Below are 19851 nucleotides of genomic sequence, written 5' to 3'. Positions count from 1 at the left end.
ATGGTGCAGTGCACAATAACACTTGACCTGACTCGGTCGAGCACCTATTTTGTGCACTGCAACACGGTCCGCTGCGGATCCAACTCGTTGGATTTTGTTGATGGAGCGTGTCCGGCGCAGGAGCAGTCAGGTTATGGAAGACGAAGTCAAGGACATCGCAGACGCAGCAATCGCCGCGCCGGCTGTCGAGGCTGAGCCGGCCGCAGCCGAACTGCCAGCGCAGTCGGAAACGCTTGAAGTGGCCGCCGCTCCGGCTGCCGCTGCCAAGCCGGCTCCCAAGGCAAAGGGCAAGCCCGGTCGTCCGCGCAAGGTCGCCGTGCCCGCTTCGGAGACGACTGTCGAAGCGCCGGTGGCTCCGGCTGCCAAGCCGGTCCGGAAGATCAAGGTCAAGGCTGCCAAGCCCGCGCCGAAGTCTGCCGCGATGACCAGCACGCTTACGCCCAAGACCAACAAGAAACAGGCCGCCTCCGTGAAGAGCGCGGCTGCCAAGCAGAAGGATTATTTCATCATGACCGCCAAGACCACCGATGTGACCGAGACCATCCAGACCGCCTTCAAGGACGCCACCGAAAAGGCGAAGGTCGCTTTCGAGAAGAGCCAGGCTTCGCTCGCCGATGTCGGCACCTTCACCAAGGGCAACGTCGAAGCCGTCGTCGAATCGACCAAGATCCTCGCCACCGGCCTGCAGGAAATGACCAAGAGCTACGTCGCCGAGACGAAGACCGCGGTCGAGACGATGACCACGGAGATCAAGGATCTCGCTTCGGTGAAGTCGCCGACCGAGTTCTTCGAGAAGCAGAACGCGCTGCTCCGCAAGCAGTTCGACGCCGCCGTCGCCGCGACCTCGAAGAACAGCGAAGCGATGCTCAAGCTCGCCAGCGAAGCGTTCCAGCCGATCTCGAACCGCGTCAGCCTCGCGGTCGAAAAGATGAAGCAGGCCGCCTGATCGGCACTTCCGGCGCGCGCTGCGGCGCGGGCCGGGCCTGAACACGAAGCGGGCCGGACGGGATTTCCCTTCCGGCCCGTTGTCGTTTTCAGCGCGGAAATGCGGCCCTGACGCTGGACTTTGAGGCCAAGTGTTTACCCGCCTCTTGTACGCAGCGACGCGCAATGCGATATTCCCCTTACGCCATGACCATGACAGCCATCCCCGGAGCCCCCAAGGGCCCTGCCGACTGCGGTGCCACATTTGCGGTGCGTGTGCCCGTGCGTGCGGGCGATGATGAGCCCAAGGGCCCCGGAAACGGTGACAATGGCGGCGGCGACGACCAGATCGGCATCGCCACCAAGACGCGTACGCGGCCCAAGAAGCCCAGCATGTTCAAGGTGCTGATGCTGAACGACGATTACACGCCGATGGAATTCGTCGTGATGGTCCTCAAGCGCTTCTTCAACATGGATCTGGAGCAGGCGACGCGGGTCATGCTCCATGTTCACCAGAAGGGTGTCGGCGTCTGCGGAATCTTCCCCTACGAGATCGCCGAGACCAAGGTGAATCAGGTGATGGATTTCGCCCGGCAGAACCAGCACCCGCTGCAGTGCACGCTCGAGAAGGCGTGATTCGCGCCTGAGCGCCCCCTGGCATCGACAGGGCGCTCGCAGGCCACAGCATTTTCGCCTTCCGCCGGCCCCTGAACCGGGCTAACCGAATGCCGTTCATCCGGTCCAGCGAGCCGCACAGCCCTTGCCTTTCCTTACCGCCACAGATCGATACATCGCCCGGCTCGTATTCGTGCCGATGTGCGCGGTTTTTGTGATCGCGGCGTCGCTGCTCGTGCTCGACAAGATGCTCAAGCTGTTCGACTTCGTGGCGACCGAAGGCGGGCCGGTCAGCATCGTGTTCAAGATGCTGGCAAACCTTCTCCCCGAATACGCCAGCCTCGCGATCCCCCTCGGGCTCATGCTCGGCATTCTGCTGGCATTCCGCCGCCTCGCCACTTCGTCCGAACTCGACGTGATGCGCGCGGTGGGCCTCTCCTACACGCGGCTGCTGCGCGTACCCTATCTCTTCACGCTGGTGCTGGCGGCGCTCAATCTGCTGATCGTCGGCTACCTTCAGCCGCTCTCGCGCTACTACTACGAGCAGCTCCAGTTCGATCTGCGCTCAGGCGCGCTGGGCGCCTCGATCAAGGTGGGCGAGTTCAACACGCTGCAGGACCGCACCGCGCTGCGCGTCGATGCCAGCCGCGATGAAGGGCGCGACCTGCGCGGGATTTTCGCCCGGATCGCCGCCAAGGATGGGCAGGTCCTCGTCATTTCCGCGCGCGAGGGGCAGTTCTTCGCCAACAAGGAAAATCCCGACACGGTGATCCTGCGCCTCTCCGAAGGCCAGATCGTGCAGGATGGCCCCGGCATCACCTCCCCGCGCGTGCTCACGTTCGCAACGCACGATCTCCCGATTGATCTGCCCAAGATCGAGCAGTTCCGCAGCCGCGGCGAGCGTGATCGCGAGTATTTCCTGCCCGAATTGCTGCGCATCGGCTGGAGCAAGGATGCCAGCCAGGCTGCCCGCTACCAGAGCATCGCGAGCCTCAACTACCGCCTCGTCGAAGTTGCGATGATGTTCCTGCTACCGCTGCTTGCCGTGGCGCTGGCCGTCCCGCCAAAGCGGTCGAGCTCGGCGCTTGGTGTGTTTGTCTCGATCGTGATGGTCGTCGCCTATCACAAGGTCAACGAATACGGGCAGGACGTCTCCAGCCTCGGCCGTATCGATCCGACGCTGGCGCTGTGGGGGCCATTCGCGCTGTTCGCGGCGCTGATCGTGTCGATGTACTGGCGGCTTGCCTATGTGCCCGGCGGCCAGCCGATCGGCGGGCTCGAAACCGGCTTCGCCAAGATCTCGCGTGCCGTCCTCAAGCTTTTCGCCAAGCGCCAACCGCGCCGTATCGATTTGTCGGGAGCGGTCGATGCAGCTTGAATTCTTCCCCTCGCGCACGATCACGCTCTACATCGGCCGCATGTTTGCCGTGCGGATCATCGCCGTGCTGCTGATGCTCGTGCTCGTGCTGCAGATGCTCGATCTGCTCAGCGAAAGCGGCCGTATCCTTGCCGCGCCGGGCAATGGCCAGGGCGAACTGCTGACCTACGTCGGCCTGCGGGTGCCGCAGCTCATCAGCCGGTTCCTGCCCTATTCGGTGCTCCTTGCGACGATTATCACGCTGATGACGCTCAACCAGAACAGCGAGGTCATCGCGCTCAAGTCGGCGGGCCTTTCAGCGCATCAGGTGCTGGCGCCGCTGTTTCTCGTCGCGGCGCTGACCTCGCTGGTGACGTTCGTTTTCAACGAGCGCGTGGTCGTGCGGTCCTCGGCAACGCTCAAGGCGTGGCAGGCGGTCGATTACAAGGCGATCCCGCGTGACAGTGCGGTCAAGTCCAACGTCTGGCTGCAGGACGGCAGCAACCTGCTGTATGCGCGCGCCGTATCCGGGCAGGGCGCAGAGACGCGGATGACCGACGTCAGCTGGTATCGCCGCGATCCGGCGGGCATGGTGACCGAGATCGTGCGCTCGCCCGAGGCGACGCTTGCCCGGCCCGGCTGGCATTTCAGCAAGCCCGGCGGGTTCGATGTGCAGAGCGCGCGCCGGCTCACCTACGCCGCAGGTCAGGTCTTCGCCAAGAGCGTCGATCCTGCGCAAGTGGTGATCCGCAAGGCTGATGCGGACGGCGAATCGATCGGCCAGCTTTCGCAATCGATCGAGGCGATCCGCAGCGCAGGCTATCGTACCAGCGAGCTTGAGGGCAAATGGTGGCACAAGCTGTCCGGCCCGCTCTCCGCACTGCTGATGCCGCTGCTCGGCGCGGTGGCCGCCTTCGGCCTCGCGCGCTCGGGCATGCTGTTCGTGCGTGCGGTGATCGGCATGGCGCTGGGCTTTGCCTACTTCGTGGTCGACAACGCAGCGCTGGCGATGGGCAACTTCGGGGGCTACCCGCCGCTGCTTGCCGCCTGGGCGCCGTTCTTCCTGTTCCTGCTGATCGGTGAGACGGTCCTCGTCAGGACAGAAGAGTAGCCGCAACCTCATCGCCCGCGCGCAGCGGCAGCCGCAGCGCGCGCACCCCATGCGCATCGGCCGGCGGCAGGCGGCCGGCGCGGATGTTCACCTGGATCGATGGCAGCAGCAGGCGCGGCGGCGCCAGCGTGGCATCGCGGGCCTGCCGCGCGGCGACGAACGCGGCTTCGTCGATCCCGTCGTGCACATGGATGTTCGCGCCGCGCTGCTCGGCAACGGTGGTTTCCCACGCCCAGTGATCGCGGCCCGGCGCCTTGTAGTCGTGGCACAGGAACAGCCGCGTCTCGGGCGGGAGCGAGAGCAGGCGCCGGATCGAGCGATAGAGCGCATGGGCATCGCCGCCAGGGAAATCGGCGCGGGCGGTGCCGTAATCGGGCATGAACAGGGTATCACCGACGAAGACGGCATCGCCGATGCGGTAGCTGGCGCAGGCGGGCGTGTGGCCGGGCGTGTGCAGCACCTCGATCGCAAGCGCGCCAAGGGCGATCAGCTCGCCGTCATAAAGCAGTCGGTCGAAGTCACCTGCGGCCGGCAGCACGTCGTCGGCGCCGAACATCGGCGCAAAGGTCGCCTGCACTTGCGTGATCTGCGCGCCGATGCCGATCCACGCACCAGTGCGCGCGGCGATCAGTTTCGCGCCGCTGAGGTGATCGGCATGTGCGTGAGTTTCGAGCACCACCTCGATCCGCCAGCCGCGCGCCTCAGCCGCAGACAGCACCGCTTCGACTGAACCCGAACCGATCCGCGCCGAAGCCGGATCGAAATCGAGCACCGGGTCGATCACCGCCGCCGTGCCGCTGGCCGGATCGGCAACTAGATAGGTCACGGTGAAGGTTGGCGACATTGCGCAGCGCGTCGGGCTCTCGCAGTCGGCGCTCTCGCAGCACCTTGCCCGCCTGCGCGAGGAAGGCCTCGTCGCCTTCACGCGCGACGCGCAGGTGCTGCGCTACCGGATCGCCGATGCGCGGATCGAGGCGCTGGTCGCCACACTTTACCAACTCTATTGCACCCCACTCCATCGCTCAGAGGATTGAAGTCATGTCCCTGCCTGTGATCACCCCCACCGAAGCCCGCCAGCTGATGGCCAAAGGGGCCCGTCTGATCGACATCCGCTCGCCGGACGAGTTTGACCGCGCGCGCATTCCCGGTTCGGAGAACCGTCCCATCGAGACCATCGGGCGTGTCGGCGATGCGCCGGCCGCCGTCTACCATTGCCGCAGCGGCATGCGGACGACGGCCAATGCCAGCCGACTCGCTGCGGCCAGCGATTGCCCGGCCTATCTCCTCGAAGGCGGGCTCGAAGCCTGGCGCGCCGCGGGCCTGCCGGTCGCGGAGAACCGCAAGGCGCCGATGGAGATCATGCGGCAGGTCCAAATCATCGCGGGTGCGCTGGTGGTGCTCGGCGTGGTGCTCGGCGTGCTGTTCCGGCCCGCCTTCCCCGGCCTGTCTGCCTTCGTGGGTGCGGGCCTGATGTTTGCCGGTACCACCGGGTGGTGCGGCATGGCCAAGATGCTTGCCGCAATGCCGTGGAACCGGGCACAGAACCGGAAATCGGCGGCCTGATCCCATGCCACTTGCGATGATCCTCGCAGCATTGGGCTCGGGCGCGGCGATCGGTTTGATCCTTGCCGGCCTCGGCGCCGGGGGCTCGATCCTGATGACGCCGCTGCTGGTCTACGCGGTTGGCGTGTCCTCGGCCCATGCCGCCGTGGGGACAAGCGCAGTCGCCGTTACGCTCAATGCATTGGTCGGCCTTGCCGGCCATGCCCGCGCCGGAACCGTGAAGTGGCGCTGCGCCGGGGTCTTCGCGCTTGCTGGCGTCCTCGGCGCTGCGCTGGGAGCCGAACTGGGCAAGGCGCTCGATGGCAAGCGCCTGCTCATGCTGTTCGGCCTGCTGATGATCGTCGTCGGCCTCGCCATGCTGCGCCCGCGCCGCAGCGAGGAACGCGCGGATGTGCGCCTCACCGCCGCCAGCGCGGGCCAATTGTTGCCGCGACTGATTCCGATCGGCCTCGGCACGGGCCTGCTCGCCGGGTTCTTCGGGATCGGCGGCGGCTTCCTGATCGTACCCGGCCTGATCGCCGCAACCGCCATGCCGATGCGGTTTGCCTCAGGCACATCGCTGGTGATCGTCGCAGCCTTGGGCGCCACGACCGCAACGTCCTACGCGCTGTCGGGCTATGTCGATTGGCCGCTGGTGGCCGTGCTCGCCGTTGGCGGCGCGGCGGGCGCGGCGCTCGGCATCAAGGGCACCGCAGCGCTCGCGTCGCAACGCGGCGTGGTCGAAAAAGCCTTCGCCGCTCTCGTGATCGCGGTCGGCGTATACGTCGCGCTGGGGCGCTAAACCCCCGAACGCTGTCCCATCGTGCTGCGCACTAGTCGGCCAAGCAGCGGGAACAGCCCGGCATAGCTCGACTTCACATAAGTCGAACCCGTCCCGAGCTCGGCAGTCAGCCTCCGGTGCGCTTCGCCCAGCGCGTGATAGGGCACGCTCGGCAGCAGGTGGTGCAGCGCGTGGTAGCGCAGACCGACCGGCGCCCACAGCACCGTCAGCCAGCCCGGCGGGGGCACGTTGACCGAATCGAGATATTGCCCCGTCACCGTCATCGTCTCGCCTTCGTTCTCCCACAGGTGGGCAACGAGCGTGCGCGCCTGATTGAGCACCGCGCCAAGCGCGATCACGCCGATGCCGATGAGGAGCGGGCGCCAGCCATGCGTGGCCGACCAGCCGATAAGGAACCATGCCCAGAGGCTCGCGCCCAGTTCCTGCCAGAACACCATGCGCGCGAAGTCACCCTCGGGCGGGCGGCGGCGGAAGGCAGGGTTGATCGCGAGCGCCGAAGCCCGTGCCCACACAAGGCGGCGCAGCGGCGGGATAATGACGCCCAGCGGGGTCAGCACCGCCGAACGCACCAGCAGCGCAACCGGCAGCAGGATGGCCGTGAGCAGGAACACCGGCAGCGACCACGGCTTCATCAGCGCCAGCGGCAGGTATTCAGGATCTTCCGCCGTGCCATAGCGCGTGCGCGCGTGGTGCAGCGGATGCACGCCTTCATACATGAACGAGGGCGTGAGCATCGGGATGCCGACGAGCACGTTCCACACGAAGCGGAAGCCCGGCAGCGCCGTGCGGTGGATATGCGAAAGCTCGTGGATGAACAGCAGCGCACGGTAGAACGCGAGCGCGGAGAGGACGCCGCACGCAATCGCGATCCCCATGTTGGCCGAAAGGATTGCGCCTGCCAGCGCGGCATAGCCGATCAGCGCCGAAGCCAGCATGTCCGGCCAGAAGATCGCTGCCTTGGCCTCGCCCAGATCGCGCGTCAGTTCCACAGCTGCGCGCAGCATCGCCTTGTCATCCGGCGTGCGCGCAAGGCTCGCTGCATCGCCGGGCGCAGAGGCCAGCGGCTGCGAAGCCGGTTCGAACGAGGGAGAGGCGAGCATGCGATTGTTTCCTGATTGACCCGAGACTGCTTGTCCAGAGACCCTTTGCGCCGCGTCCGGCTTGACAATCCGGTCCGGGCCAACGCAGGCAAGCCCTGCATTTTTTCCGAATACTTCCAAACAAAGGCAATATCGTGGCCGGAACCCCAGACAATAGCGGCGAAGTAGTCATCACCCCGGTTTCCGGCAAGGCCGACCGCACTGCCTTTGTGGACCTTGCCTACCGCATCAACGCCAGCGATCCCGCCTGGGTGCCGCCGCTGCGGATGGAAGCGGTCGAGCTTGTCACCCCCGGCAAGAACCCCTTCTTCGAACATGCCGACGTGCAGCTGTTCCTCGCCCGGCGCGGCGGGCGGATCGTCGGGCGGATTTCGGCACATATCGATCATCTCGCCGTCGCGATGGATCCGGTGCAGGGCATGGGCCCCGGCACTGGCAACTGGGGCCTGCTTGAGGCTGAGGATGAAGCCGTTGCCAAAGCGCTGATCGCCCGCGCCGAGGACTGGCTGCGCGAGAAGGGCATGACCCGCGTGCTCGCCCCCATCTCGATGTCGATCTGGGAGGAACCGGGCCAGCTGGTGCGCGGCTTCGAACAACCGCCGACGGTGATGATGGGCCATCAGAGCAAGCGCTACCCCGCCTATATCGAGGCGATGGGCTACACCCCGGCCAAGTCGCTGCTCACCTACGAGCTCGACATCAGCAAGGAGTTCCCCCCGCTCATCCAGCGCATCGTTTCTTCGGGCGAGAAGAACCCGCGCATCCGCATCCGCGGCGTGGACAAGAGCAAGTTCGATGCCGAGGCCAAGCTGATCCTCGACATCCTCAACGATGCCTGGTCGGACAACTGGGGCTTCGTGCCCTTCACCGACACCGAGATCGCCTACGCCGGCAAGAAGTTCAAACCGATCGTGCGCGAGGATCTCATCATGATCGCCGAGTACGACGGCGAGCCGGTGGCCTTCATGATGACGCTGCCGGACCTCAACGAAGTGCTCAAGCCGATGGGCGGTTCGCTGTTCCCGTTCAATTGGGCCAAGCTGCTGCTGTGGCTGAGGAAGCCGCGCGTGCGCACCATGCGCGTGCCGCTGATGGGCGTGCGCAAGCGGCTGCAGGCCTCGCGCCTCGCCAGTCAGCTGGCCTTCATGATGATCGAGTACATCCGTCGCAATTCGGTGGCGGACTACGGCGCGAGCCGCGGCGAGATCGGCTGGATCCTCGATGACAATCAGGGGATGGTCGCCATCGCCGATGCCATCGATAGCAAGGTCAACAAGGAATACGTGATCTACGGCAAGGGACTCTAGCGAACCTGACGGTCCGGAAGGCGGCACCAGCCCGCTCCCCCACCCGGCCACCCACGAGAGTACCCTGAATGGGTGGCCGGGTGGGGGAGCGGGCTGGTGCCGCCTTCGAAACGCGCTCTTTCGCGCGTTTCGCAAACACCTCACCGTTAACGCTCTGCCCCCGCCTTGATCCGGCCACACGCGGGGTCCAGAAAGCGAACACATGGCCGACATGCCCGATCCCGAACTGGAAGCCAGCCCTGCGCTGCCGCGTCTGCATGACGAATGGGCAGGCGATACCCGCGCGCGGCTGCAATCGGCGATCGTGCTGCTGTTGATGGCCGGGCTGTTCCTTGCCCTGCCATTTGTGCTTTCGATCGGCGCGGTGGTCTTCCTTCCGCCCGTCACGGCGGTGGTCATCACGATCATCCTCGCGCCGATGGCGGACCGGCTGTGCCGGCTCGGCCTGCCGGACATGCTCGCCGCGCTGATGGCGATGCTGACGATGGCCGGGGTCATCGTGCTCGCGCTGGCGCTGATCCTGCAGCCTGCCTTCGCGATGGTCGATCAGGTTCCGGACATGCTGACCGTGGTCAGCCGCCGCTTTGCGGAGCTGCGTGGCAATCTTGCCTGGATCAACGATTTCAACCGCCAGCTTGCCCGCCTGATGGGCCACAGCCCGCGCGAGGTCGTGCTCGCCAGCCCCTCGGTGATCGAGCAGGTCGCCTTCGCGACGCCGGGCCTCGTGCTCGAAACGCTGGTCACCATGCTGATGACCTTCTTCATGATCGAGACGCGGCTGCGCGTGCGCCGCCGGCTTGCGCGGGATGGCGAAAGCGTCAACGCATCGGTGCGGATCGCCCGCGTGATGCGCGATGTGCAGGACCGCGTGGCGGGCTACCTTCTCACCGTCGCGCTGATCAATCTCGGTGTCGGCCTGATCGTCGCGGCAGGGGCATACGCTTTCGGCCTCAGCGCGCCGATCATGTGGGGCGGCCTGGCCTTTGTGTTCAACTTCCTGCCCTACCTCGGCCCGCTCGCGATGATGGCGCTGCTCGGGCTTGTCGGCCTCGGCACCGCGAGTTCGGTGGCGGTGGGCATTGTCCCGATGCTTGCCTTCCTCAGCCTCCACGCCATTGAGGCGAACTTCGTGACGCCCGCCATCCTCGGCGCGCGGTTGACGGTGAGCCCGGTCTCGATCCTTGTCGCGATCAGCTATTTCTCGTGGATCTGGGGCGTGCCCGGCGCGCTGCTCTCGGTGCCGATCCTGCTGATTATCGAGGCGATGCTCGACAATCTCGGGCGGCCCAACATCATCGGCTTCCTTCTGGGCGAACCGCTGTTCCGGCCAGCACCACCCGTCAACCGTTAGCTTTCTCTTCGTCCAGCCCCGGCATCGCATCGACCACGGTCGTCACCGCCACGTCGAGCGTCACGTTGCCCAGCGTGCGCATGAGGTCTGGCAGCACTTCTACTGCCACCAACAGCGCCAGCGGGCCGACGGGCACGCCCATGGCGAGCGCAATCGGCCCGCATGAGGTGACGAGGCTGATCGCGCCGGGTAGGCTTACCGCCCCGAAGCTCATCACTGAGGCGACCGCGAAACCCGCCAGCATGTGCCAGCCATCGACCGGCACGCCGAGCCAGTGCGCGAGGTAGATCGCCACGGCAAAGTTCATCGCCGGGCCCGTCCCGCGAAACAGCGCGACGGCGAGCGGCAGGGTGAACTCCGCCGCGCGGTCGCGCACGCCAAGCTGACGGCAGGCGCCGAGCATGGCCGGGAGCGAGGCCAGCGAGGATTGCGTCGAAAGCGCCAGCGCCTGCGCCGGGATCACCGCACGGGCAAATGCGCCAAGCGGCTGGCGGCCGAACAGCACCGCAATCGGATAGGCGCTGAGGAACATAACCGTCCCCGTAAGCGTCACGATCAGCACATAGTGCGCCAGCGCACCGATGGCCGCCGCGCCTGTGTGCGCCGCCACCGCGAAGCTCAGTGCAAAGACGCCGGCAGGCGCGGTCCACAGGATCCAGCCGACGACCACCAGCGTCGCGCCGCCAATGGCCTCGAAGAAGGTCAGCAGGCTTTCACGCTGACGATTGGCGAGCCGGGCAGCAGCCACGGCGAAAATCGCGGTGAACAGCAACAAGGGCAGGATCTGGTCATCGGCTGCGGCGGAAAACACGTTGGCCGGCACGAACGAGGCAACGAAATCGCCCACCCCCGGCAAGGGACCTGCCGCTTTCGCATCGGCTGAAGCCACCCCTGCCCGCAGCGCCTCGATCGCCCCTGGCGGGCTGGGGATCACCGCGAGCAAAGCTGGCACGAGGAACCCGGCCATCGCCGAGCCGCCCGCAAGAATGAGGTAGAACCACCCGAGCGCGCGCCGCGCCATCGCCCCGGCGCGTGCCGCCGCCACGGTCTGCACCACGCCCATGAACAGAAGCGAGACGACGAGCGGGATGATCGTTGCACGCAGCGCGCGAAGCCACATGTCGCCCACCGGCTCCGCCACCGCGAGCAACGGGGCCATGGCGCCCGGCGCGCGCATCACCGTGAGCAGGCCCAGGCCCAGCCCGGCAACGAGGCCGACGAAGGTCCACAGCGTGGGCACCTTGGTGATTTCCGGCAGGGGGCTCACCGAACGCGGAGCATCGGCGGATGACGTATCGTTAATCGCTTGGTTCATGGGGCGGTGACATTAAGCGTGTAGGGCCATATGGCAATCCGCGCCGACCGGCGCTTCTGGCAAGGAATAGTTTCAGGCAATGGCACGCAAATTCTTCGGTACCGACGGGATCCGAGGCCGGACCAACGCCGGCGTGATGACGGCAGCAACCGCAATGAAGGTCGGCCAGGCCGCCGGCACCTATTTCCTGCGCGGCGATCACCGTCACCGCGTGGTGATCGGCAAGGACACGCGCCTTTCGGGCTACATGCTCGAAAACGCGATGACCGCGGGCTTCACCAGCGTCGGCATGGACGTCGTGCTGCTTGGGCCGATGCCCACCCCCGCGGTCGCCCTCCTCACGCGCGAGATGCGCGCCGATGTCGGCGTGATGATCTCGGCCAGCCACAATCCGTTCGAGGACAACGGGATCAAGCTGTTCGGCCCCGATGGCTTCAAGCTGTCGGACGAGGACGAACTCGCGATCGAGGCGATGCTCGAACAGGATCTGCCGCTGGCCGATGCGAACGACGTGGGCCGCGCCCGCCGCATCGATGATGCGCGCGGCCGCTATATCCACGCGGTCAAGGCCTCGCTTCCCCACAACGTGCGGCTCGATGGGCTGCGCATTGTGGTCGATTGCGCGAATGGCGCGGCCTATCATGTCGCCCCCTCCGCGCTGTGGGAACTTGGCGCCGAAGTGATCGCCATCGGTGTCGAGCCCAACGGCAAGAACATCAACGCCGGCGTCGGCTCAACCCATCTCGATGCGCTGAAGGCCCGCGTGCGCGAAGTGCGCGCCGATATCGGCATCGCGCTCGATGGCGATGCGGACCGGCTGATCGTGGTCGACGAGAAAGGCCAGACGGTCGACGGCGATCAGATCATGGCGCTGATCGGCGGGCGCCTGCATGAGCAGGGTGCGCTGCGCGGCGGCGGCGTGGTCGCCACGGTCATGTCGAACCTCGGGCTCGAACGCTACCTCAACAGCCTCGGCCTCGAACTGGTGCGCGCCTCGGTCGGTGATCGCTACGTGCTCGAGAAGATGCGCGAAGGCGGCTACAACGTTGGCGGCGAGCAATCGGGCCATATGATCCTCGCCGATCACGGCACGACGGGCGATGGCACCGTCGCGGCGCTGCAGGTCCTCGCCGCGCTGGTCGCCTCGGGCAAGCCTGCCAGCGAGACACTGCACCTGTTCGATCCGGTGCCGCAGCTCCTCAAGAACGTCCGCTTTGCCGGGGGTAAACCGCTCGAGGCTGAGAGCGTGAAGGCTGCGATCGCCGCAGCCGAAGCGCGGCTCGCCGGGCGCGGGCGCCTCGTCATCCGTCCCTCAGGCACCGAACCCGTGATCCGCGTGATGGCCGAAGGCGATGATGCGCAGGAAGTGGCGCAAGTGGTCGATTCGATCTGCGACGCCGTGCGCAAGGCCGCCTGAGGAGCCCCGGACATGCTGGAAATGCGCCCCGATTGCGAACGCTGCGGCACCGATCTGCCGGCCGAGGCGCCGGGTGCGTTCATCTGCTCGTTCGAGTGCACTTTCTGCGCCGAATGCGCCGAAGCGCTCGATGATCGCTGCCCCAACTGCGGCGGCGAACTGATGGACCGCCCCAGCCGCGCCAAGGCGCTCCACGCAAAGTATCCGCCATCAGCTGAGCGCAAGTTCAAGGGATGAGCCAACCACCGCGAGTGCTGTCTATCGCCGGCTCCGATTCCGGAGGCGGCGCAGGCATTCAGGCCGATATCAAGACGATCACGATGCTTGGCGGCTATGCAATGACTGCCGTCACCGTGCTGACCGCGCAGGACACGCGGGGCGTCACCATGGTCGAGCCCGCAAGTTCGGCGATGGTCGCCGCGCAGATCGACGCCTGCGTCGGCGATCTCGGCGTCGATGCGGTCAAGATCGGTATGCTGGGTTCGCCCGCAATCGCCGCCGTGGTGGCCGAAAGGCTTGAGCGCCTGAGCGTGCCCGTGGTGTTCGATCCGGTGATGATCGCCACCAGCGGCGCGGCCCTTGCCGACGCAGACACCGTTGCGGCGTTTGAACGGCTGATGGCCCTCGCCACTCTTACCACCCCGAACATTCCCGAACTTGTCGCACTGGGCGGCGAAGCGGCGCTGCGCGCGCGCGGCATTGCCTGGCTCGGCAAGGGCGGCGATGCGGAAGGGCCGGACGTGACGGACCGCCTCGCCGTGCCGGGCGCGGACGACGTCGTCTGGACTGCGCCCCGCATCCACACGCGCCATAACCACGGCACCGGCTGCACCCTTTCCAGCGCCATCGCCACGCATCTGGCCCGGGGGCTGTCGCTTGCCGATGCGGTGGCCGAGGCGCGGCTGTTTGTCCGCGCGGCGCTGCTGGCCGCGCCCGGATTCGGCGCGGGCAACGGCCCGCTCGGGCACTTCGCGGTCCGCTAGGCCACGTCCAGCCCGTAGAACGCGGTGATGTGGTCCCATGCTTCCTCGGCCGTCTCCACGATGTGAAACAGGTCGAGATCTGCCGGACTGATCACGCCTTCCTCGGCCAGCGCTTCGAAGTTTACCACCCGGCTCCAGAAATCGCCGCCGAACAGGAGGATCGGGATCGGCTGCATCTTGCCGGTCTGGACCAGCGTCAGCAGTTCGAACAGCTCGTCAAACGTGCCGAAGCCGCCCGGAAATGCCGCCACCGCCCGCGCGCGCAGCAGGAAATGCATCTTGCGCAGCGCGAAGTAGTGGAACTGGAACGAGAGGTGCGGCGTGACATAGGCATTGGGCGTGTGCTCATGCCGCAGCGTGATGTTGAGCCCGATGGAATCCGCGCCGACATCCGCCGCACCGCGATTGGCCGCTTCCATGATCGAGGGCCCCCCGCCCGAACAGATCACGAAGTGCCGCTTGCCATCTTCGACCACCGCGCTGCGGCTGGCGATCTGCGCAAGCTTGCGCGCTTCCTCGTAATAGCGCGCCTTGGCGATCAGACGCTCGGCCACGGCCTGCTTCTCGGGCGTCGTGGCCGCCGCGCGCACGGTGCCTGCCTCCTCGGGCGAGGGAATGCGCGCCGAACCGTACATCACGAGGGTCGATCCGATCCCCGCTTCGTCGAGCAGCATCTCCGGCTTCAGCAGCTCAAGCTGGAAGCGGACGGGACGCAATTCTTCGCGCAACAGGAAGTCCGTATCGCGGAACGCAAGGCGGTAGGCGGGATCCTGCTGCTGCGGGGTGATGCATTCGTGCGATTCGACGAACTCTGCTTCCTGCTCGGCCTTGTAGAATTTCCGGCGCGAAAGCTCGTGGGCGATTTCTTCTTCGGTCATGCCCGGCATGTCGCAAGCGCCGCCTCGAAGCGCAATGGGTGAAGCCTGCGCCTTGACGTTTTGCAGGCGAAGGGATGCCTCGAGCCCGGTCCGAACAGGAAGTTTCGACAGACCGGAGGCCAGCACGGCGGGAAGCGCGGCGGCGGCGATCACGGTCAATACGGCAACCACCGCCATGCCGCGCACCGCGGATTGCTTGTGGATGCCCGGCTTCCCACTCGAATTTTTTTCCGGCACCCGGAAGGAAATCACGCGGTCCGGACTCTAGGCCAGTAATCGAAAGAAACTCCGAAGCTTATGGAGGATGGGACGGGACCGGATTTGCGAGCCACGCTCGAACGCCGCCGCGCGCTTGCGCAGTGGGTGGCGCGCGAGATCATGCCGCATGAACCGCGCATCCGTGCGTGGTTCGTGAAGCGGCGGATCGCGCACGACGTGATCGATGAGCTGGTCCAGGACGCTTACTGCCGCGTGGTCATGCTCGACACGGTCGATCACATCGAATGTGCGCATGCCTACTTTTTCTCGATCTGTCGCAACCTCCTCGCACGGAGGCTCAAACGGCAACAGATCGCCCCATTCGACGCGATCAGCGAGATCGAGAGCTACCGTGATACTGGCACGCCAACACCCGAAGAGCAGGTCGCGACGCGCATGGCGTCCGAACGCGTGCGCGCCCTGCTCGCAAAATTGCCCGAACGCTGCCGACGCATTGTCGAGCTGCGCAAGATCGAAGGCTGGTCTCAGCGCGAGATCGCGGATCATCTCGGGATCACTGAAAAGGCTGTCGAGAAGCAGGTCTGGGTCGGCGTACGCGCCATCCGCAGCGGCTGGGATGCAATCGAACGCGAACCCGAAGCAGCCGGCGACAGCCGGCGGGTGGTGTGAACATGGCATCCGATAGAACGACACCGACTGATCGCGACATGGCCGCCGAATGGGTCGCACGGATGGATTCGGGCAGCTGGACCGAGGCTGACGAAGCCGCGCTCCAGACATGGCTCGCCGCCGATCCGCGCCGTCAGGGCCTGCTCCTGCAGACGCAGGCTGCGTGGATGCTGCCCGATGCCCTGCGCGAGCAGGAGGCCGCGGAAGTGCCGGCTCCGGCAAACGATACGGGCGGCAAGTGGATGCGGCGCGGCGTGCTGGGCGGCATGATCGCCGCCAGTGCCGCCGCGATCATCACCGTGCGGGGCGGCCTCTCACGCGATGCCGATTTCGTCACGCGGGTCGGCGAAATCCGGCGCGTGCCGCTCGATGACGGTTCGATCATGACGATCAACTCCGGCTCCGAACTCAAGGTCAGCCTCTCCCGCCGCGCGCGAGAAATCCAGTTGCTGCAGGGCGAAGCCTGGTTCGACGTGGCAAAGGACGCCGAGCGGCCCTTTATCGTCGCATCCGGTCCGGTCCGCGCCAAGGCGGTCGGCACCGCCTTTTCGGTGCGCAAGCGCGACGACGGCGTCGAAGTGCTGGTGACCGAGGGCGTAGTCGAGACGTGGTCCGATCAGGATTCCAGCCGCCGTCTCACGGTGACGGCGGGCGAACGCGCCGTGATCAAGGAGTGGGCGCTGGTCCATTACCGCGAAGGCGATACCCCCCCGGTCGACCGTGCGCTCGCCTGGCGCAACGGCATGATCGACCTCAACGGAACGACGCTGCGCGAAGCGGCAGACGAGTTCAATCGCTACAACCAGCGGCAGATCGTCATCGCCGATCCCGGCCTCGCCAGCGAGCAGTTCGACGGCCTGTTCAAGCTCGACGATCCGGAAGGGTTTGCCGAGACGCTCAAGGTCACGCTGCCGGTGGCGATCAACACCAGCGATCCGCACACCATTCGCGTCGAACGCAGCAATGAATCCATTTTGGTGAAATAATTCGTTAGAAATCGCGGAAGGAATTCCTACGTGCGTGTCTCTAGGGACATGCAGGCCAAAAATGGCCTGAAACGAGATGAAATCCTTTTGGGAGGGATCAGTGATGACGACCACTTTACGTGGCATTCTATTTGCGTCCGCTAGTGTTGTTGCTGTTGCATCGATGCCGGCTGTTGCACAAGCCAACGCCGAACTGCGGCAGTTCTCCATTCCCGCCCAGTCTGCTGAGTCTGCAATTGGCCTGCTCGGCCATCAGGCCAATGTCCAGATCATCGCCTCGCGCAAGCTGACGCATACAGTTCGCACCAATGAAGTGCGCGGCCGCCTCACCGTGAGCGATGCACTCGACCGCCTGTTTGCGGGCACCGGCCTTGCCGTGCGCCAGACCGGCCCGGCGACCTTCGCGGTGGTCGGTCGTCCCGCCGCCGCACGCCAGATTGCAAGCGCCGCCCCAGTCGCACTCGCCAGCCAGGCAGCCGACCCCCAGCCCGCGGGGGTTGCCAGAGCCGCCGAGCCTGAGCCGGAACCCCAGCCCATCGTCGTGACCGGCCTGCGCAGCAGCCTCGACAACGCGCGCGGCATCAAGCGAGCCTCGTCCGGCATCGTCGATGCGATCTCCACCAAGGACATCGGCAAGCTCCCTGACGCCAACCTCGCCGAATCGCTCCAGCGCATCACCGGCGTCTCGATCGACCGCTCCGGCGGCGAAGGCGCATTCATCACCGTTCGCGGGTTCGGCCCCGAATTCAACACCGTCCTCGTGAACGGCCGCCAGATCGCGACGCCGACCGATCCCAGCCAGGCCTCGGGCCGCGCGTTCTCGTTCGATACGCTGGCCTCGGAACTCGTCTCGGGCGTCGAGGTCTACAAGTCCTCGACCGCGCGCTACCAGTCGGGCGGCGTCGGCTCGACGGTCAACATCAAGATCGCCCGCCCGTTCGATTACAAGGAACGCAAGATCGCGGCCTCGATCGACGCCAACTACGATCGCAACTCGCGCAAGTTCGCGCCAGACGGCACCTTCCTGTTCGCCGACACCTTCGCCGATGGCAAGTTCGGCGTGTTGCTCTCGGGCACCTACCAGCACCGCTACACGCTGCTGAAGCAGGCCCAGACCGACGGCTGGCTGGTCAATCCGGCGGTCCCGGCGGCCGAAGTCAACGGCGGCAAGGGCACGGTGAGCGCCAGCAATCCGGCCGGCAACATCTTCGTGCCGCAGAACTTCGACACCAAGGTGACGCGTGAGGACCGCGAGCGCATCGGCGGCACGCTCGTGCTGCAGTATCGCCCCTCGGATGACGTGACGGTGACCGCCGACGCGCTCTACTCGAAGTTCACCAACAAGACCGACGCGCGTTCCTACGGCCACTGGTTCACCGCATCGAACCTCACCGACGTGACCACCGATGCCAACGGCACGGTGACCGACATCACGCAGGCCAGCGGCATCGCGACCGACTTCCACGACAAGAAGTTCGACAAGCGGACCAACACCCGCGAATTCGGCCTCAACGTCGAATGGAATGTCTCGCCCAACCTCACCGCCACGATCGACGGCACCTATTCGCTGGCCAAGGAGGATCCGAACGGCGGGCGGCAGGCTTACCTTTCGCTGCTCGGCTACCTGACCGGCTCTTCGCGCTACCAGTCTGATGGCGCGACCCTGCCCTACCAGACCGAGACCCTGCCGACGTTCGCCAACCCCGCCAGCCCCTGCGGCAGCGCAGTGACCAATTCCGGGAACCCGGCTGACCCCACCGTCGTCGGCGCCGGGCAACCGCTGTGCCAGCACGTCATGCTGCTGCGCGGTTATGGCATCCGCGATGAGGTGGGCCAGGGCCGGGTAGACCTTGCCTACAAGGCAGATTCCGACGTCGGCCTCGTGAACGCGAACTTCGGGCTCTATTATTCGCACGACAAGAAGGACACGTCGCTCTTCTCCAACGACGGCGGCACGGGCTGCACCACTTGCGGGTACAACCTGCCCTCGCCCTCCGGCGTCGCGATCAGCACCTACAATGCCGGCGACAAGTTCCTCTCCGGCATCAGCGGATCGAACCGCCTGCCGACGCAGTGGCTGACGTTCGATGGGCCTGCGCTGTTCGATGCGATCACCCAGCAGCAGCGGGCCACCAACCCGAACTTCACCTTCGCCCCGCCGCTGGTGAACGATACGATCGTGACCGAGCGCGTGCTCGGCGCCTACCTCGAGACCGAGTTCAAGGGCGAACTGGCCGGCAGCCCGATCTCCATCGTCGGCGGCGTCCGTTTCGAGGACACGCAGACCAGCGTGAACGGCCTTGCCACGGCCTACACCGCACTGGTCAAGCTGGCGAACGACCAGACGCAGTACGGCTCGGCCTCATCCGGCACGACGCGGACGGTGGGCAAGACGCACTACCTCGATATCCTGCCCAATATCGCGCTGAAGTGGCAGGTAACCGACAAGTTCACCGTGCGCTTCGCCGCTTCGCAGACGATCACCCGGCCTACGCTCGAACAGCTTTCGCCGGTCACCACGCTCGTCACGCTGCGGCCCGGCAACTTCGCCGCAAGCCGGGGCAATCCGGATCTCAAGCCGTTCAAGTCGAACAACCTCGATATCTCGCTGGAGTACTATTACGCCCCCGGCAGCTACGTCTCGATCGGCGGCTACCTCAAGAACGTGAACAACTTCATCGTGCTGAACCAGACGACCGGCACGGTGGCAGACGTCAACGGCGCTCCGCTGATCGATCCGGGTACGGGCCTCCCAGCGCAGTTCACCGTCACGGCGCCCGTCAACGGGCAGGATGCGACGGTTCGGGGCATCGAAGCTGCGTGGCAGTACTCGATCGGCGATACCGGCTTCGGCTTCCAGGTGAACGGCACGCTGGTCGGCTCCAACCGCAAGCTCGATCCGCGCAACCTGACCAACAAGTTCGCGCTGACCGGCCTTTCGAACTCGGCCAACGCGGTGCTGTTCTATGACAAGAACGGGATCGAAGCCCGCGTCGCCTACAACTGGCGCGACAGCTTCCTGCAGTACCTCGCGCCGCCGCCGCTCAACGGTGCCGGCCAGGCGGTCACGCAGGTTCGGCCCTACTCACAGGTCGATGCGAGCGTGACTTACCACATCTCGCCGCAGTTCTCGGTCTTTGCCGAAGGGGCCAACCTCACCAACTCGCGCACCTTGAAGTATGCCTATTATCAGAACCAGTTCCTCAACGCAGAGGATAGCGGTCGGCGCTTCAAGTTCGGGGCGCGCGTGAACTTCTGATTGCAGTGAACCAAGG

The 19851-nt window shown here is 65.8% G+C and carries 19 protein-coding genes; 15 read left to right on the top strand and 4 right to left on the bottom strand.

What is annotated here, in order from left to right; translation table 11 throughout:
* The first annotated feature begins 133 nt into the window (after positions 1 to 133).
* From NSE01_RS14540 to lptG, 4 genes are all read left to right on the top strand, one after another.
* The gene (locus NSE01_RS14540; protein WP_174812055.1) at positions 134 to 946 is read left to right on the top strand and encodes a phasin family protein; all 813 of its coding nucleotides are present in this window, start codon (positions 134 to 136) and stop codon (positions 944 to 946) included.
* A 260-nt stretch (positions 947 to 1206) separates the two neighbouring features.
* A complete protein-coding gene (gene clpS, locus NSE01_RS14535; protein WP_147160482.1) occupies positions 1207 to 1560 on the top strand; it encodes an ATP-dependent Clp protease adapter ClpS in 354 nt (117 codons plus the stop codon).
* Between the two features lie 124 nt (positions 1561 to 1684).
* Positions 1685 to 2917, top strand: a complete 1233-nt coding sequence (lptF, locus tag NSE01_RS14530) for an LPS export ABC transporter permease LptF (protein ID WP_147160371.1) — start codon at positions 1685 to 1687, stop codon at positions 2915 to 2917.
* A complete protein-coding gene (lptG, locus tag NSE01_RS14525; protein ID WP_147160370.1) occupies positions 2907 to 4007 on the top strand; it encodes an LPS export ABC transporter permease LptG in 1101 nt (366 codons plus the stop codon). Before lptF ends, lptG begins: the two co-directional genes overlap by 11 nt.
* On the opposite strand, the gene NSE01_RS14520 is transcribed toward lptG, so the two are convergent.
* The gene (locus NSE01_RS14520; protein ID WP_147160369.1) at positions 3991 to 4851 is read right to left on the bottom strand and encodes an MBL fold metallo-hydrolase; all 861 of its coding nucleotides are present in this window, start codon (positions 4849 to 4851) and stop codon (positions 3991 to 3993) included. The two genes, lptG and NSE01_RS14520, sit on opposite strands and share 17 nt — an antisense overlap.
* Between NSE01_RS14520 and NSE01_RS14515 the strand changes: the two genes are divergently transcribed.
* From NSE01_RS14515 to NSE01_RS14505, 3 genes are read left to right on the top strand one after another with little or no spacing between them, the layout of a single operon-like run.
* The gene (locus tag NSE01_RS14515; protein WP_147160368.1) at positions 4835 to 5041 is read left to right on the top strand and encodes an ArsR/SmtB family transcription factor; all 207 of its coding nucleotides are present in this window, start codon (positions 4835 to 4837) and stop codon (positions 5039 to 5041) included. The two genes, NSE01_RS14520 and NSE01_RS14515, sit on opposite strands and share 17 nt — an antisense overlap.
* Positions 5042 to 5045: 4 nt before the next feature.
* A complete protein-coding gene (locus NSE01_RS14510) occupies positions 5046 to 5570 on the top strand; it encodes a rhodanese-like domain-containing protein (RefSeq protein WP_147160367.1) in 525 nt (174 codons plus the stop codon).
* A 4-nt stretch (positions 5571 to 5574) separates the two neighbouring features.
* Positions 5575 to 6351: a sulfite exporter TauE/SafE family protein gene (locus tag NSE01_RS14505; protein WP_147160366.1), complete on the top strand. Its 777-nt coding sequence runs from the start codon at positions 5575 to 5577 to the stop codon at positions 6349 to 6351.
* On the opposite strand, the gene NSE01_RS14500 is transcribed toward NSE01_RS14505, so the two are convergent.
* Entirely contained in the window at positions 6348 to 7451 is a 1104-nt protein-coding gene (locus NSE01_RS14500; RefSeq protein ID WP_147160365.1) for a fatty acid desaturase family protein, read from the bottom strand. The two genes, NSE01_RS14505 and NSE01_RS14500, sit on opposite strands and share 4 nt — an antisense overlap.
* Positions 7452 to 7585: 134 nt before the next feature.
* Between NSE01_RS14500 and NSE01_RS14495 the strand changes: the two genes are divergently transcribed.
* Both NSE01_RS14495 and NSE01_RS14490 read left to right on the top strand, forming a co-directional pair.
* On the top strand, positions 7586 to 8758 hold the full coding sequence (locus NSE01_RS14495) for a GNAT family N-acetyltransferase (protein WP_147160364.1): 1173 nt from the start codon (positions 7586 to 7588) through the stop codon (positions 8756 to 8758).
* Positions 8759 to 8960: 202 nt separating this feature from the next.
* Positions 8961 to 10109, top strand: a complete 1149-nt coding sequence (locus NSE01_RS14490; protein WP_147160363.1) for an AI-2E family transporter — start codon at positions 8961 to 8963, stop codon at positions 10107 to 10109.
* Here the strand turns inward: NSE01_RS14490 and NSE01_RS14485 are convergent.
* Positions 10099 to 11424, bottom strand: coding sequence for a dicarboxylate/amino acid:cation symporter (locus NSE01_RS14485; RefSeq protein WP_147160362.1), 1326 nt, complete (start codon positions 11422 to 11424; stop codon positions 10099 to 10101). The genes NSE01_RS14490 and NSE01_RS14485 overlap by 11 nt on opposite strands.
* A 79-nt stretch (positions 11425 to 11503) precedes the next feature.
* Here NSE01_RS14485 and glmM point away from each other — a divergent pair, with 79 nt between their 5' ends.
* The 3 genes from glmM to thiD are packed head-to-tail and all read left to right on the top strand — an operon-like array spanning position 11504 to position 13824.
* Positions 11504 to 12841 (top strand): phosphoglucosamine mutase, encoded by a 1338-nt coding sequence (gene glmM, locus NSE01_RS14480; RefSeq protein WP_147160361.1) that lies wholly within the window; start codon positions 11504 to 11506, stop codon positions 12839 to 12841.
* Between the two features lie 12 nt (positions 12842 to 12853).
* Positions 12854 to 13078, top strand: a complete 225-nt coding sequence (locus NSE01_RS14475; protein WP_147160360.1) for a DUF1272 domain-containing protein — start codon at positions 12854 to 12856, stop codon at positions 13076 to 13078.
* Positions 13075 to 13824: a bifunctional hydroxymethylpyrimidine kinase/phosphomethylpyrimidine kinase gene (gene thiD / locus NSE01_RS14470; protein ID WP_147160359.1), complete on the top strand. Its 750-nt coding sequence runs from the start codon at positions 13075 to 13077 to the stop codon at positions 13822 to 13824. Before NSE01_RS14475 ends, thiD begins: the two co-directional genes overlap by 4 nt.
* On the opposite strand, the gene NSE01_RS14465 is transcribed toward thiD, so the two are convergent.
* Complete coding sequence (locus tag NSE01_RS14465; RefSeq protein ID WP_147160481.1) at positions 13821 to 14702, bottom strand: LOG family protein; 882 nt, start codon at positions 14700 to 14702, stop codon at positions 13821 to 13823. The genes thiD and NSE01_RS14465 overlap by 4 nt on opposite strands.
* A 321-nt stretch (positions 14703 to 15023) precedes the next feature.
* On the opposite strand from NSE01_RS14465, the gene NSE01_RS14460 reads away from it, so the two are divergent.
* The 3 genes from NSE01_RS14460 to NSE01_RS14450 all read left to right on the top strand — a co-directional run bounded on the left by NSE01_RS14460 (position 15024) and on the right by NSE01_RS14450 (position 19835).
* Positions 15024 to 15590, top strand: a complete 567-nt coding sequence (locus NSE01_RS14460) for an RNA polymerase sigma factor (RefSeq protein ID WP_246135217.1) — start codon at positions 15024 to 15026, stop codon at positions 15588 to 15590.
* A gap of 2 nt (positions 15591 to 15592) precedes the next feature.
* On the top strand, positions 15593 to 16576 hold the full coding sequence (locus tag NSE01_RS14455) for a FecR family protein (protein WP_147160357.1): 984 nt from the start codon (positions 15593 to 15595) through the stop codon (positions 16574 to 16576).
* 163 nt (positions 16577 to 16739) lie between these two features.
* The gene (locus NSE01_RS14450; protein WP_246135216.1) at positions 16740 to 19835 is read left to right on the top strand and encodes a TonB-dependent receptor; all 3096 of its coding nucleotides are present in this window, start codon (positions 16740 to 16742) and stop codon (positions 19833 to 19835) included.
* The last annotated feature ends 16 nt before the right edge of the window (positions 19836 to 19851 follow it).

Source organism: Novosphingobium sediminis (assembly GCF_007991615.1).
GTDB lineage: Bacteria > Pseudomonadota > Alphaproteobacteria > Sphingomonadales > Sphingomonadaceae > Novosphingobium > Novosphingobium sediminis.
The sequence above is the reverse complement of the archived record's forward strand: the minus strand, read 5'-3'. Positions and strand labels throughout refer to the sequence as shown.